This window comes from Nocardia sp. NPDC050408 (assembly GCF_044458905.1).
GTDB lineage: Bacteria > Actinomycetota > Actinomycetes > Mycobacteriales > Mycobacteriaceae > Nocardia.
On the sequence record NZ_JBITIL010000010.1, the window covers coordinates 108,611 to 123,532 of the forward strand.

Annotated in this window: 12 protein-coding genes; 9 read left to right on the forward strand and 3 right to left on the reverse strand. The window is 63.2% G+C overall.

Annotated elements, in window-relative coordinates:
* Nucleotides 1-637 precede the first annotated feature (637 nt).
* The 5 genes from ACIBJI_RS26605 to ACIBJI_RS26625 all read left to right on the forward strand — a co-directional run bounded on the left by ACIBJI_RS26605 (nucleotide 638) and on the right by ACIBJI_RS26625 (nucleotide 10,286).
* Entirely contained in the window at nucleotides 638-2,134 is a 1,497-nt protein-coding gene (locus ACIBJI_RS26605; protein WP_397086343.1) for a DUF2397 domain-containing protein, read from the forward strand.
* Nucleotides 2,131-3,285, forward strand: coding sequence for a TIGR02678 family protein (locus ACIBJI_RS26610; protein WP_397086345.1), 1,155 nt, complete (start codon nucleotides 2,131-2,133; stop codon nucleotides 3,283-3,285). Before ACIBJI_RS26605 ends, ACIBJI_RS26610 begins: the two co-directional genes overlap by 4 nt.
* A gap of 10 nt (nucleotides 3,286-3,295) precedes the next feature.
* Entirely contained in the window at nucleotides 3,296-7,423 is a 4,128-nt protein-coding gene (locus tag ACIBJI_RS26615) for a TIGR02680 family protein (RefSeq protein ID WP_397086347.1), read from the forward strand.
* Nucleotides 7,420-8,643: a TIGR02679 domain-containing protein gene (locus tag ACIBJI_RS26620; RefSeq protein WP_397086349.1), complete on the forward strand. Its 1,224-nt coding sequence runs from the start codon at nucleotides 7,420-7,422 to the stop codon at nucleotides 8,641-8,643. Before ACIBJI_RS26615 ends, ACIBJI_RS26620 begins: the two co-directional genes overlap by 4 nt.
* 122 nt (nucleotides 8,644-8,765) lie before the next feature.
* Nucleotides 8,766-10,286, forward strand: a complete 1,521-nt coding sequence (locus ACIBJI_RS26625; protein WP_397086351.1) for a CBS domain-containing protein — start codon at nucleotides 8,766-8,768, stop codon at nucleotides 10,284-10,286.
* 85 nt (nucleotides 10,287-10,371) lie between these two features.
* Here ACIBJI_RS26625 and ACIBJI_RS26630 read toward each other — a convergent pair whose 3' ends face one another.
* From ACIBJI_RS26630 to ACIBJI_RS26640, 3 genes are all read right to left on the reverse strand, one after another.
* The gene (locus ACIBJI_RS26630) at nucleotides 10,372-10,644 is read right to left on the reverse strand and encodes a hypothetical protein (RefSeq protein ID WP_397086353.1); all 273 of its coding nucleotides are present in this window, start codon (nucleotides 10,642-10,644) and stop codon (nucleotides 10,372-10,374) included.
* A 35-nt stretch (nucleotides 10,645-10,679) separates the two neighbouring features.
* Complete coding sequence (locus ACIBJI_RS26635) at nucleotides 10,680-10,994, reverse strand: hypothetical protein (protein WP_397086355.1); 315 nt, start codon at nucleotides 10,992-10,994, stop codon at nucleotides 10,680-10,682.
* A gap of 732 nt (nucleotides 10,995-11,726) precedes the next feature.
* The gene (locus ACIBJI_RS26640; RefSeq protein ID WP_397086357.1) at nucleotides 11,727-11,912 is read right to left on the reverse strand and encodes a hypothetical protein; all 186 of its coding nucleotides are present in this window, start codon (nucleotides 11,910-11,912) and stop codon (nucleotides 11,727-11,729) included.
* A gap of 285 nt (nucleotides 11,913-12,197) precedes the next feature.
* Here ACIBJI_RS26640 and ACIBJI_RS26645 point away from each other — a divergent pair, with 285 nt between their 5' ends.
* The 4 genes from ACIBJI_RS26645 to ACIBJI_RS26660 all read left to right on the forward strand — a co-directional run bounded on the left by ACIBJI_RS26645 (nucleotide 12,198) and on the right by ACIBJI_RS26660 (nucleotide 14,729).
* Entirely contained in the window at nucleotides 12,198-13,049 is an 852-nt protein-coding gene (locus ACIBJI_RS26645) for a helix-turn-helix domain-containing protein (RefSeq protein ID WP_397086359.1), read from the forward strand.
* Nucleotides 13,046-13,252 carry a DUF397 domain-containing protein gene (locus ACIBJI_RS26650; protein ID WP_397086361.1) on the forward strand — a complete coding sequence of 69 codons (207 nt, stop codon included), beginning with the start codon at nucleotides 13,046-13,048 and terminating at the stop codon, nucleotides 13,250-13,252. Before ACIBJI_RS26645 ends, ACIBJI_RS26650 begins: the two co-directional genes overlap by 4 nt.
* Nucleotides 13,253-13,632: 380 nt before the next feature.
* A complete protein-coding gene (locus ACIBJI_RS26655; protein ID WP_397086363.1) occupies nucleotides 13,633-14,154 on the forward strand; it encodes a DUF3558 domain-containing protein in 522 nt (173 codons plus the stop codon).
* Between the two features lie 56 nt (nucleotides 14,155-14,210).
* Entirely contained in the window at nucleotides 14,211-14,729 is a 519-nt protein-coding gene (locus tag ACIBJI_RS26660) for a hypothetical protein (protein ID WP_397086365.1), read from the forward strand.
* The last annotated feature ends 193 nt before the right edge of the window (nucleotides 14,730-14,922 follow it).

Sequence of the window (14,922 nt, forward strand, 5' to 3'; positions counted from 1 at the left end):
TTTCGGATGCTAGTCGACCGGGCGACCCCGGCTGGGCGGTTGTGCGACTCGAGGTCGTTCGGCCCATCGGGACGGTAACACGATAACAATACTCAATACAACGATTGACGATGTTTTCAATGGCGCCTAGGCTGCATGAAACCATTCAGGCAGGTGTTGGGGGAGCGACCGATGGACATCCGAGTCCGGCAAGCGCTGGCTGCCACCGGCTTCGGTGACACCCGCACTCGAGCTATACCCGGTCGAGTGCTTGGAAGGGACCGCGGCCGTGGCTATCTGGAGCGACGGCACCGCCGCCTACTCCCAATGATGTTTCGACACCCGGGGCGGCCGCCAATACCCTGATGCCGAATCCTGGTCCGGCGCAATGCCGATCGATCGCGACTACCAGTGTGATGCAAATGGCTGTGTGTGGCCGGACGGTTCACCGGTGATCGGCACCGACCAGTGCGGCCGCCGCTGCGGAGAACTACCGAGATCCGTTGACATCCAAGGAGACTCGGCACGGTGCATCGCTGTCAAGACTGCCGCAGCAGTGCTGGCTGGGCGGAGCTGAACGACAATTGAATTTCCGTTGCCCTGTCGGTGGTCCCATCTACCGTTACACCGACAGCGCCGCACCTGAATTGGGTTTGCCATGCCGAGCTCCACACCTGCGCACCTCGAGCTCTTCCGCTACCTCGCCGCGGATGAGCGAATCGAATACGTCGCCATCATGACGCGATTCACGGCGTCATTACTGGCCGATATGTCTGCGGCCACTGTGGCCGAACAACTTGCTCGCGATGGCTTGCTGCTCGATACGGATGTCGTCGAGTCTCGGTGCCGACAGCTGGTGCGGTGGGGAAATTTGGTGCCATCGCTGCGCGATGCCCGGGTGACCACTGTGCAGGACTACCTACGGGCGCGCTCGAGGTATCAAGTGTCGAGTCTAGGCGGCCGGGTGCATCGCAACGCGGTGGAAATCATGGAAGCCGCCGACGGCGCACGTGAGGTTGCGCGGGAACTACTCGGCGAGATAGCCGAATCGCTATCAGAGGTCATGAACACTGTGCAGCTCCCGATGTCCTCGGATCGGGCCGACCGGTTGGCCGGCGTCGTCACGACGATCTTCAACAATCAGCGGCTCTTCACCGCCAGTGTCACGGACTTCTATGCGTACCTGGCCGGTGTGTTGAGTCGCTTCGACCTGCACGGCGCGGAGTACGCACAGTTCAAGGGGCTGCTGCTGGACTACGTCGACTTGATCACCGCGGATGTGAATCGGCATGCTCCCTTGATCGCTGACAGGCTGACCTTTGTGTCGCAGAATCTGGATGAGATTCTGGCCGTGTTGGATTCGGTGCCGAGGCTCGAGCTGGGCGACCTCGCGGCAGTTGAACGTTCGGGCGGTCGCAGCCGTTCAGACTGGGAGCAGCTGCGGCAGTGGTACACCGGTTCCGGTCAGGACTCGGGTCCGGCACAGCTGCGTGCCGCGGCCGGTCAGGCGCTGGGCCAGCTGCTGGTCAATGCCAAGCGGATGCTCCACTCGTCCTCGACGGGTTTTTCCCGGCGTGCCGATCTGCTGCGACTGGCGGGTTGGCTCAACCAGTCCGGAGACGGCGAAGCACATCGGATATTCGCCGCGGCGTTCGGGGCCTGGTCGACTCGGCACCTGTCACTCGGGCCGGAAGAACCCGACCCCAGGATCGGACCGATGACTTCATGGGTGGCTGCGGAACCCATCGATGTGCCGGTTTCGTTGCGGCAGAGAGGTACCCGGGCCGCAAAAGGGCGCTCGGCCCGGGTACCCGATATCAGCGCCGACCGGGCGATAGTCGAGGCCGCTGTCCGTGTTGAAGCGGAGCGCAATGCGCAGGTGGCCGCTGAACTCTCCGCCGCGGGGCAACTCGACGGCGCCCACCTGTCACCCCACGCCCGGACCGTGCTGCTCGACGAACTCGCCCGCCTGCTTGCGACGGCACCGGATCCGGCAGTGTCTGCGTCCATCACGAATCCGGATCTCGGCGTGATTCTGCACGCGGCACCCGGAGGTTCGACGACAGTCACCTCGACCGACGGATCCTTGGTCGTCCACGGGTATCAGCTCAGGTGCAGTCCGGCCGAAGAAACTCCGTGGGAGCAGGCCCAATGACCAATTCGGACAGAACTCTCGCCACCAGCAGACAGGTTGCCGCTGAGGTCCGTGAGGCCGCGCGGATCCTGCTGCGAACGCCGATCGTCACTGCCGCGCGAGCTCCGGAGTCGATGGCGATTATCCGCAAGCATGCGGTGGCCCTCCGAAAGCTGTTCGCTACCAACGTCGGATACCACCTTGTGGTGGAGGCAAGTTTCGCGCGGCTGGCCAAGTTGCCGCCGGAATCCAGTGCGACGGAGCGGGTTGTATATCGCCGCAACGGGACACCATTCGGTGCCAGGGGCTACACGCTCCTCGTACTGGCGTGCGGCGCACTGTTGGCTCCAGGGGTAGGCGAGCAGATCCTGTTGTCGGCACTTGTCACCCAGATCCGCACCGATGCAGCCCAGCAAGAGATCCCGTTGTCGGACAGCATCGCCGATCGTCGATTGTTGGTCGCCGCGCTGGCGGTGCTTCTCGAGTGGGGAGTACTGACCGAGGTGGACGGCACGGTCGCACAGTGGGGTGAGTCGGCCGAGGAGGCGCTGCTGACGATCTGCCGCCCACTACTACCGCACCTGCTGACGCGGTCGATCGGCTCAGGGGCTGACCGCCGCGATCTGCTGACCCCACAACCTGACGCACCTCGGCGCAGGCTGCGGCGCCGATTGGTTGAGGAGCCTGTCGTCCTGCGGTCCGATCTCGATCCCGACGAGCTTGATGTGCTGTCCCGTGAGCGATCCGAATTGACTCGAATGCTGGGTGAGGCATTCGGTTTGGTGCTCGAGGTCCGAGCAGAGGGAGCTCTTGGTTACGACCCGGCCGGTTCGTTGTCGGACATCGAGTTCCCGGGGACGGGAAGTGTCAAGCAGGCCGCATTGCTCCTGATCGGCGCGTTGCTCGACCTGACGGACGACGGCGTCACCGGGAGCATGGAATTCGCATGGCCGGTGGTCGACTCTGTGCTCGCCGAACTGGTTCGCGCATACGGGCGCGCCTGGCGATCCGAATATGCCGATGCGCCAGGGGCATTGCGTGACGACACTGTGGCGCTGCTGACGACGTTGCGGTTGGCCGAGCCGACATCCGACGCGCTCGTGCTGAACGCCGCGGCCGCTCGCTACCGGCCACAGCCCAAATCCGGCGGCACCCAGCTGACTTTCGAATGAGGAGATTTCGATGACCACCGTGGGTTCGAAGCATTTCGAGAACCGCTGGCGGTTGTCTCGTGCGGGCATGGTGAATGTCTGGCACTACATCGACACCGAGTTCATGCTGTCCGGTGGCCGTCTGATCCTGCGCGGCTCGAACGGCTCCGGCAAGTCGAGGGCGCTGGAGATGCTTCTGCCGTTCCTGCTCGACGCCGACCGCCGCCGCATGGATGCGACCGGCTCACAAAAGGTGAGCCTCGACGAACTCATGCACACCGGTATCGGGAACCAGACGAATCGGGTGGGCTACCTCTGGCTCGAACTGACTCGCCCCGGCGATCATCTCACTCTGGGCGCGCACATTCGATACAGCGCTTCCGCCAGGCGGAGTGAAGTCCACTACTTCACCACCGAGCGGCGCGTCGGACACGACCTGAAACTTGTCGCGGACAACCGGGAACCACTGGCCCGTGATCAACTCGCCGAGCTGGTCGGGGCGCATCGGCTCGGCGATGCCGAGCAGCACCGGGAGGCCGTCCGCACGAAGGTGTTCGGCCTGCACGGAGAGTCCGGTCGCGACCGTTTCACCGGCCTCATGCAGTTGCTCCACACCTTGCGGTCCCCGGACGTCGGTAACCGCATCGATGAGGGCAAGCTGCCGCAGATTTTGTCCGATGCGCTGCCTCCCCTGAGTGAGCAGATGCTGGAAGCCGCTGGTGACCGACTCGACGATCTGTCCGAGACCAGGCTGGCTCAACAGCGACTGTCGGAGACGCTGGACCACATGCGGGAATTCCACGACGTCTACCGGCGGTATGCCGCAACGACACTCACCGCCGGTGCTTCATCACTGGAAGCAGCGCTCGACGCGGTCGACACGGCTGTTGACGCCCATGAAGCGCGGATCACTGAAGTAGCCGAGCTTGCCGAGAAGAAGGTCACGGTCGATAAGACGATCGACGAGCTGACCGAAGAGCTGGACACCTTGCGGGGCGCTATCGAAATCCTGAGCGATCGTCCCGAATTCGCCGCTGCTGACGACCTGAAACTGCGGGATGAGCACGTCGCAGTGCTGCGCAAATTTGCCGACACGGCGTTGGGCGGGGCAGATCAGGCGCGCAAGGCTGAGCAGCAGCTTGTCGAGTCCGTCGAGCGGGGCGTGGACGCGGTCGACGCGGCGGTCGGTGCTGCGATGGCACAGTTGAGTATCGCGAAGGACCGGCTGTGCGACATCGGCCTGACCGCTGGTGAACTGCCAGACGCCCTTCGTTTCGCCCGGACGACTGTCGGTGCGGTGACGGCCGTGGTGACGGACTCGTTGGATGGGCCGCCGGTGTCGATCACTCGACCGATTCTGCCTGCGTGGACGCTGGAGCCGTCTGATCTGTCGCATGCGGCTGGATCTGCCAGCCGTTGTGCGGAGGCGGCGCTCCAACGTGGTCGCCTCGTCGAGCGTCGAACAGCCGAAGCGCGCCGGCTCGACATCGTGTTCGATCGGGTGCTGGATCAGGAGAGTCGCGCTGAGCAGGCGGCAGAGACCGCTGAAACCCGCAGGGCCGCTGCGACGACAAGCGCGCAGGTGCGCGACGAACTGGCTATCGAGCTGAATCGGCGCTGGCGGGAATGGGTTTCGTTGCCGGAGACCACACGGATCATTCCGGGCGCAGTCTGGCCGACGGCACTATCGGAGGTGCTGGCTGTCGACCTCGAAGCGCTGTGTGGTGATTCCGAGTCCGACAACATACTGGCCGAACTCGACGCCGCACCTGAGCGTGCTGCCATACCGGTCCGGGAGGATCTGGCTGTCCGGAGCCGTGCTCTGGTGGACGAACAGCGAGCCGATAATCTCTGCCGCGCCGAGCTAGTAGCGCGTCGCAACGACCTTCTGGCCGAGCACGACCCCGAACCTCCGACCAGTTCGTGGCATCGCGTTCACTCGGGAGTCCCGCTGTGGGCGGCAGTCGACTTCCAACCACATCTCACTTCCGAGCAGCGCGCCGGAATCGAAGCTGCTCTTCTTGCTTCCGGCTTACTCACGGCCACAGTCGCCCTCGACGCTACGGTTCAGGCCGAAGACGGACAGATTCTGCTGAGCACGGCCGACATACCCGCCCACTCGCCATTGTCGGGCGCACTGCGTCCCGATCCGGCAGCCGATGTGCCAGCTGATGTGATCGCATCGATTCTGGCTAGGGTCGGCCTACATGATCTCGATAGCCGGACCACGGTCGACATCGACGGCAGCTGGCGAAACGGAGTCCTAACCGGTCGCCACACGCAACCCGCAGCGCTCCATATCGGCGCTGCGGCGCGCGCCGCGAACCGTGCGGCGGAACTTGCGCAGATCGAAAGCCGACTCGATGATCTCGCTACCGCGGTGAAGAATCGCGAGACTGTACAAGCCGAGATCGACCGGCACCGTGTCGAACTCGATGCACACCTGGTGACTGCTCCACGCACGCGCGAGCTCGATCTGCAGAGGCAGGCCGCTCGGCTCGCCGAACGAGACGCGGCTGATGCCGAAGCCACGGCACACGCGCAACAACGGATGGCAGCTTCTGCTCGGGAAGAGTGGAGCACAGAATTCCAGACCCACAGCAGGCAGTGCGATAGTGCGGGTCTCCCTGTTGCGGCTGATCAACTAGCGGCGATCGAGAAACAGTGCACAAGTACTGAGCAGTCCTGCCGGGATCTGCGAAAGGCGTTCGGGGAGGTGACCGATGCGGCCGACCGGCTTGTCGGTACGCCTGAGCAATTCGCCGAGGCACGCAGTCGACGGGAGAACGCGGAGTTCGCCGCGGAGGCTCGGCGTCGAGATTGGGTGCGGGAAGCCAACGACGTCGCCGCTCGCCATGCGGCGCTGGATCTTTCGGTGCAGCAGCTTCACGACGAGCTCGGACGCAGCAAAAGCGCCTACGCAAACACCAAGGACAAGCTCGTCGAACTCGGTCGTAAGCAAACCGGTCTCATCTCGAAATTCGCTTTGGCCGAACACGATCGCGACCTCGCCGATGCCAAGGTGCGGGCCTGTATCGACGAGTTACGCACTGCTGGAGCCGCTTTCGACACCCGCCTGCGGTTGCCAGGTTTGGCGGCTGCCGCTTCGGAGGCCACCGTGGAACGAATCGCGGATACCACGGATCGGGAGCGCATCCGCCGGGTGATTCGCGCGGCCCGAACAACATGGAAGGTGTCGAAGCCGGTCGCACTCAATCAGCTGATCGCTGCGCTGCGGCGTTTCGAGACAGGTGTAAGCGGGCAGCTCGATGTCACTCACCATGTCGAATCGGATGTCTACCTCGTGCATATCGAGGGTGCGGAGGAGCACCACGATTGCACAGCGGTGCTCGATTATCTGATCCGTCGTGACGAGCAGGGCCGGGCAGCGTTGTCCGAGCGGGAGCGGCGGGTGTTCACCGAGTTCGTTCTCGGTGGTGTCGCCGACGAGCTCCGTCGCCGGGTCGAGCAATCCGACGCGCTGATGAAAGCGATGGATACCAGCCTTTCCGGTAGCCGGACCAGCCATGGCATCGGTGTGTCGATCGCTTGGTCCCTCGACACCGCCGACCCCGAGCTGCAGCGTCTGATCGGACTCGTCAAGACCAACGACGCCGTTCGTTCCGAGGATGCCGATCACGAGCTCGTCGGTCTGATCCGCCGCCGTGTCGAACAGCTGCACGCTGCCGACTCGTCGGTCGGCTACACCGCGCATCTGCGGGCGGCCCTCGACTATCGCGCCTGGCACTCCGTCGAGGTCACCATCGTCGGGCCCGAGCCCAATCAGCGTCGCCGAATCTCCAAGCGCGCCAAGATCTCCCAAGGTGAGACACGATTCGTGTCCTACGTGACATTGTTCGCCGCCGCTGACGGATTCCTGTCGGGTCTGCCCACGAGTGATCAAGCGTTGCGTTTGGTCCTGCTCGATGACGCCTTCGCCAAGGTCGACGAGCGGGCGATCGGTGAGCTGATGGGATTGCTGGTGCGCCTCGACATCGACTTCGTGATGACCGGGCACGCGCTGTGGGGGACTGTGCCGGAGGTACCTGCACTCGACATCTACGAGATCCGCAGGATCGGCGGCAGCGCGGTGATCCCCACCTGGATCCAATGGAATGGGCGGAAGAAGACCTTCATGCAGGTGGTACGACCCGCATGACCATGCCGGAGAAGACCCGTCAATACCTGGCTGACCCAGCCTTGGCGGACCTGTGGATCCGCGTACGCAAACGGTTGGAGACCACCGGGCACAAGGTCGCGGGGACGATCACGGTCGACCTGGATGATGATGCCGCACAGCGCCTCTCAGGCCTGCTCGGACAGCGCATAGTAGTCGGCCGCCGACGTCTGCGACTGAACGAACTCGACGAGGCACTACGGAACAGCGCTGCCCGCAGTGGGTTGGTCCCAGTAGTCGCCCAACTCACCGGTGGTCCGCTGCGAGATCGACCGTCGGAGCGGATGGCGCGCAGCGACACGCTGCAGCAATTGTGGGACGATGTCGAAAGGTCGTTGTCCGGCAATGGTTTCGGTGCGTCCGAGTGGGCCCGGTCATGGGTCGAATGGTTGCATCAGTCCACACTGCTGGTTCGCGGTGGCAGTCGTGCCGTAGCCGAGTTCGATACTGCGGTACGTGCGCTCGCGATCGTGTTGGCCGATCCACAGACCCGGCGAATGCTCGGTGAGCTGGCGAATACTGTCGGCGGCACCGCGCACGCGCTCAACCCGGATCAGCTCGCCGGTCGGATTGCCGTGCGGGGCTTGAGTTTCGCACTCGATACCGCGGATCCCGAGACACCCCGCGATCGCATCGAACTGTGGAAGCAGGTCGGTGTGTCGGTGGACAGGATCTCAGGGACGGTCCTCACCTGGGGGTTCCGGCCTCCAGGCAACGACCCTTGGTCCCGGATGATGCAGGCTCGCGCGGATCTGGGTCTGATCAGCCACCTGACCTTGGCTGAGCTGACAGTCGCACCGCACGAGCTGGTTCCAGCCACCACGATCGTCAGCGGATGTGAGAACCCCCAGGTGCTGCAGCGCATCGCCGAATCCGGAATCGATCGGCCCGCAGTATGTTTCAGCGGGAACCCGTCGTCAGCCGGACAGCTTCTGGCCGAACGAGTACGCCTCCGATACCACGGAGATTTCGACTGGCCCGGCGTGGCGATCACTGGCCGCCTCATCGCTGCCGGCGCCGAACCCTGGCGGATGCGCGCCGAGGACTATCTTCGTGCAGTATCCGCGGGCATCCCTCGCATTCCGCTCAGCGGTCGTCCGGTGCCGACGCCGTGGGATCCTGACGTGCGGGCGGAAATGGAGCGGGTCGACCAAGCGGTCCACGAGGAGTCGGTCATGGATGACCTGCTGGGCGACCTGTGAAACCAGACATCGGACGGAGGATGGGCCGGTGGACCGGGTCCGCCTGCGAGATGGCCGCGTAGGCGGTCACCATATGGTGGAATTGTGGGCGATTCGGGGCAGCCGACGCGAGGGGAAACATGGTGCGGGCGTGGACAGTTCGTGGGGGATGGGATGGTCGACGAGAGGAGGCGGCGCTCGAGGACGGCGCGGCGATCGCCGGGTGGACCGAGGTTCGTCACGATCTTTCCACGCTGGCGAGTTTCGACGAGTTGCGTGAGCTGCTGACGCGGTGCTACTCGGACGAGGGCCAACGCACCCGGGATAACTGGGCGCACCAGATCTGGCGCTTTCTGCACGACATCGCGGTGGGGGATTTCGTCGTGATGCCCCGCAAGTACCGGGACGTGGTAGCGATCGGTCGTGTCGTCGGCGACTACGCGTACCGCGCCGACGCGCATGCCGGATATCGCCATGTGCGGCCCGTCGAGTGGCTGAATGTTGTGGAAAGAGCCGCTATCTCTGGCGACCTCCGTGACAGCATGGGCACTTTGCTGACTGTCAGCGAACTCAGCCGCCGTGACGCTGCGCAGCGTGTTCGGGCGCTCGCCGAAACCGGGATCGATCCAGGATATTCGGGGGCGATCGCGCCACCCACCGACATCGACACGCTGATCTCGGAGGTGGAAGCAGCTGGTTCGCGCCAGCTGTCGGTGCGAGATCTGCTCGGGCTATGGGGTTTCGGCCGCCGCACCAGTGATGCACTCGAGGTCGTGATGGCGGCACTGCACCACAATGATCTGGTTGTGCGTCCAGATTTCACGACCGTGCAGCTGGACAGCATCGTTACAGTGTTGTCGGCTGATTCGGCCGACCCCGAGAACGACGAAAGTGTCTCAGCGGTTGACGGTAGCGATCTTGCCGAGGCCGACAAACACGACTTCACCTGGCGAGTCGGCAATGTCCGGCAGCAGATTGCCGTGGTCGCCGTTCAGCGGACCGACTCGTTGCACAAGGCGATCGAGCTCATGGTGACGAAGCGGTTGTCGCAGTTGCCGATTGTCGATGAACATCACCGACTAGTCGGGGTCGTGACGTGGGAGAGCATTGCCCACAAATCGCTGACAAGCGCGGGTATAGAGCTGTGGGGTGCAAGAGCAGCGCAGTATCCGCCTGCCGCGCATGGCGAGCAGGAACTGTTCAGCCGGATGGATGACATCCGCAAGTTCGGATTCGTAGTGATCGTTGATTCCGAGAACGTCGTCACCGGCATCGTGACTGCCGCTGACCTCGCCGACGAACTCGAAGCGCGGGTCACGCCGTTCATGGTGCTCGAGGAGCTTGAACGGCGATTAAGGCAGGCAGTTCGAAACATGCCGCCGGAGCTGCTGCGCTCCGGCAGCAAGAAGAAGGTGGAGAAGGCCGAGGACCTGACGCTGGGGAATTACCCCTATCTGCTCGACCAGTCGGCGGCGTGGAAGTGGCTCGGCTGGCCGTTCGAGCAACAACGCATCGTCGAACGATTGCGCGATGTAGCCAAATACCGCAACGAGATCGCGCACTGGAACATCGATGCGCCCGAGGACGAACCACAGCAGCTCGCTCGTGCCCGTGAGCTGCTGGACCTGCTGAAACTGGTAACACCGGGGATCGGCAAGGCCTGAGAATTCCCAGGATGAGCGAGGAGTGAGATTTACCAATGGCAGTGCAAACGGCCCAGTAGCGGAAACCGCTGGGTGCCACTCCTCCTCATCCCTGCCTTCCGCACGAGAACGCGGTCCACCGAGCGAAAGACATTCGCGGAGTGACAGTTTCGACGTCCGCGACACACATCACCGCATGCAACATCAGCACATCCATATGCAGCGGGGACGGCATGATCACCGCATCCACATCCGCACCCCGAACCTGGTCGACCAGCGGCATCAGCGTTATCTCCGGCGGCCACACCAATGCGTAGCCGAGCCGCCGCGCCAGCCGCCGCACCTGCGCCGCATCCCATTCCGGATTTCCGGTGACCATCGGGTCTATCCAACCCAGCGCAGTCGGACGCGGCCTCATCGCGGCCTTGCATCGCGAGACGCGGCTGTCGGTGTGAGCCGCGCGGCGAGTGCCACGGCATCCGCGCCGGGGTCGGTCAGCCCATCCAGGACATCCAGCAAGGTCTGCATGTTGGGGCCGGGCGCTGCCGGTGGCTTGGGATCAACGAAATAGCGACAGCCCAGCCATTCGGTGTCACAACGAGTCTCGATCACGCACTCCGGCCCATTGGTCCGTTCGAGGCGTCCGGCTTTCGGCCTTCTCTCGTAAGCGTCGGCGGATGTGGATCGCCACGGTTTGTACTGCTGGCAGATATTCATGTCCGGGCTCATTCCGTGCTGTTCCTCCTGATCGTGTATTGGTAAGCACCGCCGCCGAAGAGCAGTCGCCACCTAACGGGCGGTTTGGCTGAGTGGTCGATCTGCTGATGAGGGAACCCGGCATCAACTCCCGGCGGCGCAGCTGCGACGAACCGTTGGTATGCCCGGTGCCGGGGGATGTGGCACGCCGCGGCTCCGGGACGATTGTGTGGGCACAGGCTGATTCCTTCGCGGACCGCGTCCGCGAACCGATCGACCACATCGGCTGGTGCGCCCGCTGTAGACGGCCGGTCGTCCGATGAACGGATCCCGTTGCGGCAGTGCCGAATCGCGGTCCACCGCTCGAGATCGGAGGCGATTCGGGTCTTGGGTGGTCACCGGCCATTCCGACCGGTGTTCTCCGCGCCCGGATCGGCGTGGAGTTCCCCTCGGCATAGACCAGCCGCACTCCGTAAAGCCGGGTAGTGAGCACGACGATCAGAGCGGGCATTGGACAGCGCCCTCGGTTGTCCGGTTTGGGAGATCTGTTGTCAGGCAGAGGGTCTGGTGCAGGTCGGGCAGTCAGCGGGCGAATCGGCGGGGTGCGGATGTCCCGTCTTGATCAGGCGTGTCCAACAGCCGCGCAACATCTCACACGTCCCTACCGTGCAGTCGGCGTGTAGGTCGCGGGAGATCTCCTGATGCATCTGCGCCGGTGCCATCGCTTGGCGCGGATACCGGTGCTCGATGGGATCGGCGGCCATATCAGAACCCCTGGTGCGGAACATCAGCCGGGATCAACCGCCCGGCCTCGATCAGCCGTTTCTTCGCCTGCGCCTTGACCGGGCACATCGATGCCGCGCAGTCCAGATGGGCCTGCATCGTCGCGTGGGCGTATTCGATTGTCATCACAGGCAATTCGCTGTGGTTTGTTACGGGCAGGCCATGCATACGGAGACTCCGAACGTGGGTGTGGGCGTCTGGAATGCCCGGTAGCCGAGGCCGATACTGCCTGTGCGACAAAGTGATTCACTAAGGCAGTGGATACATCCCGGCTACCGGGGTGATTTCAGTAGTACGCTTCTCCACAGAGCTGTGGAAGATTTCAGCACGTGAATTGACCAAGTTTGTTCCGAAATTCCACGGCGCGGAGCAAACTGATTCCAATCCGACATCACCCGATAGCGAGGCTAAGGAATGTCTATTGGTTCAACGGGTTCCACTCTGCCGCGTCGTATGCTCGGCCGAGCGCTCAAGCGGTTGCGGAAAGGATCGGGCACACCGCCGAAGGTTGCGGCGCAGACCATCCGGGTATCGGCGCAGACGTTGTGGCGGATCGAAACCGGACAACAGGGACCGAAGCTGAAAGAGATTTACGTACAAGCGCTCTGCCAGCTGTACGGAGCGGCATCGGACGAGACGAAGGTGCTAGTCGGTCTGGTGGAGCTGGCGGAGCAGACGAACTGGTGGCACCCGTACGACGATGCATTCCCAGGAGACTTCGCCCTGTTCATCGGTCTTGAGGAATTCGCCCGCCACTTGACGACTTTCCAGCTCACTCTGATGCCGGGTCTCCTCCAGACCGCCGATTACCGACGCGCTGGTGTCTGGGCGCTGCAGCCACAGGCCAGCCCGACCGAAGTGGAACGCAACGTGGAGTTGACGATTCGACGGCAAGCACGGCTGCAGAGGGATAGCCAGAACTTCACCCTTGACGTTCTGCTGTGCGAGTCAAGCCTGCGCTACCCGATCGGTGGCCCAGCGGTTATGGGTCGGCAGCTCCGTCATCTCGAGGAGTTGGGCCACTTGCCCAATGTGTCGATTCGCGTTGTGCCATTCAGCGCAGGTATGCATATCGGTCTGCAGATAGGGAGCTTCGTGCTGCTGGAGTTCCCCGAACATCCGACCGCGTACCTGTCGGAGCCCCCAGTGGTATACGTGGATGGATACACGGGTGCCCTCTATCTGGAACGCGAGACCGAGATTCGCCAGTACCGCACCGGGCTTGCGGGCATACGCCGTGTCGCGTTGGATGAGGGAAAATCCAGGGAACTGGTGGCCCAGATAGCAAGGGAGTACGAAGGGTGAGCATCGACCTATCCAGGGCGAAGTGGTTCAAGTCCAGCCGCAGCCGGGACGCCCAAGCCTGCGTAGAGATTGCACACCTCAACGAGGGCATGGTTGGCGTGCGCGACTCCAAGGATCGCACCGGTCCGGCGCTGGTTTTCAGTCCTGCGGAGTGGGATGCCTTTGCGGCCGGAGTCAAGGAAGGCGAGTTCGATCGCGCCTGATCGGCGGTCGACACTCGAAACCGAATGACTCCAGGCGCTTTCGTCGCCTGGAGTTCTTCCGTTCCCCGGGTTCCATGCCCGCGCGTCGGCGACGGTAGGTGGACGTGCGTCGGTTCGGCTGACGATGGCGACATACGAAGCAACCTCGGCATCCCATCCAGCGTCATCGTTGTTGGCGTGCGCGGCCCCGTTAGAACCCACATTCCACAGAAGCCACCATCGCCTTTACGTGCTGGCGATTTGGCCGGTACGGTCTAGACGAGCTTGCAGGGGGCGGGGAAGCCGGTCCGGCCCCGGGTCTGATGGCACCGGCGCGAGAGGACGAGATGGCCTGCTGGAGTGGTGTATTCCGGGGTGTAGTGTTCGGTGCGGGGCTGGTCATGCTGGGTTCGGCGTGCAACTCAGGTGGGGAGTCGAAGGGCAGCACCAACAGTGCGTCGGTGACGCAGACCATCGCAGCGGATGTGCCAGCGGGGTTCGACGCGTGTAAAGACCTCCCGCAGTCGGTGATTCAGCAGGAACATTTGATCAAGCCAGACGTGGACAACGTAGATAGGCCCGGCGGCATCAAGTGGCGCGGTTGCGGCTGGGTCCAGGCAGGTGGCGACGGATATGCCCCCACGATCGACACCACCAACATCACCCTGGCGATGGTGCGAGCCAACAAGGACTTTACGGTCGATGAGGAACTTACGGTCGCCGGGCGGGCTGCACTCACTTCCCACGTCAGCGGACAGGATTCGCACGCGGACTGCACAATCAATGTCGAGTTGAAAGGCGGCAGCCTTGAGGTCAGCGTCGATAACCCACCATCACGCCGGAATACTGGGAATCAGCATGCTTGCGATATCGCGAAGCGCCTTGCGGGCCAGATTGTTCCAGCGATACCTGCTGCCCTCTAAAACTTGTACGCGACCTCCGGTCGATCGCGGCCGGAGCTCTGGGGAGGAATACCAGTATGAGTAACGATACGACGACACCGTCTGCGGGTCCGCTGGCCAGTGCGATCAAGGACGCTCAGGACGGCAAGTTGACCGTCAGTTTCAGCGACGAAGTGCGGGTCAACGCCGCCGAGTTCGTCTACATCGAACGCGACTGCAAAGCCTTTAAAGAAGAGATCGTGGCACTCCAGCGGATCGCGGAAAGGATCTCGGGCCGTGAGCACTGGGGGCTCGGCGAGACAACGGAGGGCATGACCTCGGCCGCAACGCTGGTGGCTCGCTTCCGCGGCAAGGCCAAGATTGTCAACTCCGCCACCGACACGGACAACAACGTTTACGACATCCTCCAGCAGCACTACCAGATCGTCGACGACATCCAAAACCTCCACCGCACAATCGCCCAGAAATACATGGAGCAGGACGAAAAATTCGCCACTTACTACAACGAGTTGACAGCGAATGTGGAAGGCAGCCAGATCGGCACCCCAACCCAACTGGGCGTGATTTCACCCCCGGCCGTCGGCGCCTCGAAGTGAGTGATTCGAATCATCAAGGAACGCACCGGCCCAGCGCGATCAATGATGCCCGGACGCTGAACTACCCCGCAGCGGCCGACCATGTACGAGCGGCACAGGAGTTTGCAGTCCCGCACGGGAGAGACCGATCTGTACATGACGGCATTCGGCCCACTGAATATCGAGTTCCGCAGCTACACTGTGGAACTCGAAG

What these genes read in the sequence shown, in the direction of transcription:
- ACIBJI_RS26660 (WP_397086365.1), top strand. Translation starts at nt 14,211, where the DNA reads ATGAGTAACGATACGACGACACCGTCTGCGGGTCCGCTGGCCAGTGCG.
- ACIBJI_RS26615 (WP_397086347.1), top strand. Translation starts at nt 3,296, where the DNA reads ATGACCACCGTGGGTTCGAAGCATTTCGAGAACCGCTGGCGGTTGTCT.
- ACIBJI_RS26655 (WP_397086363.1), top strand. Translation starts at nt 13,633, where the DNA reads ATGCTGGGTTCGGCGTGCAACTCAGGTGGGGAGTCGAAGGGCAGCACC.
- ACIBJI_RS26630 (WP_397086353.1), bottom strand. Translation starts at nt 10,644, where the DNA reads ATGGTCACCGGAAATCCGGAATGGGATGCGGCGCAGGTGCGGCGGCTG.
- ACIBJI_RS26610 (WP_397086345.1), top strand. Translation starts at nt 2,131, where the DNA reads ATGACCAATTCGGACAGAACTCTCGCCACCAGCAGACAGGTTGCCGCT.
- ACIBJI_RS26640 (WP_397086357.1), bottom strand. Translation starts at nt 11,912, where the DNA reads ATGCATGGCCTGCCCGTAACAAACCACAGCGAATTGCCTGTGATGACA.
- ACIBJI_RS26620 (WP_397086349.1), top strand. Translation starts at nt 7,420, where the DNA reads ATGACCATGCCGGAGAAGACCCGTCAATACCTGGCTGACCCAGCCTTG.
- ACIBJI_RS26605 (WP_397086343.1), top strand. Translation starts at nt 638, where the DNA reads ATGCCGAGCTCCACACCTGCGCACCTCGAGCTCTTCCGCTACCTCGCC.
- ACIBJI_RS26645 (WP_397086359.1), top strand. Translation starts at nt 12,198, where the DNA reads ATGCTCGGCCGAGCGCTCAAGCGGTTGCGGAAAGGATCGGGCACACCG.
- ACIBJI_RS26635 (WP_397086355.1), bottom strand. Translation starts at nt 10,994, where the DNA reads ATGAGCCCGGACATGAATATCTGCCAGCAGTACAAACCGTGGCGATCC.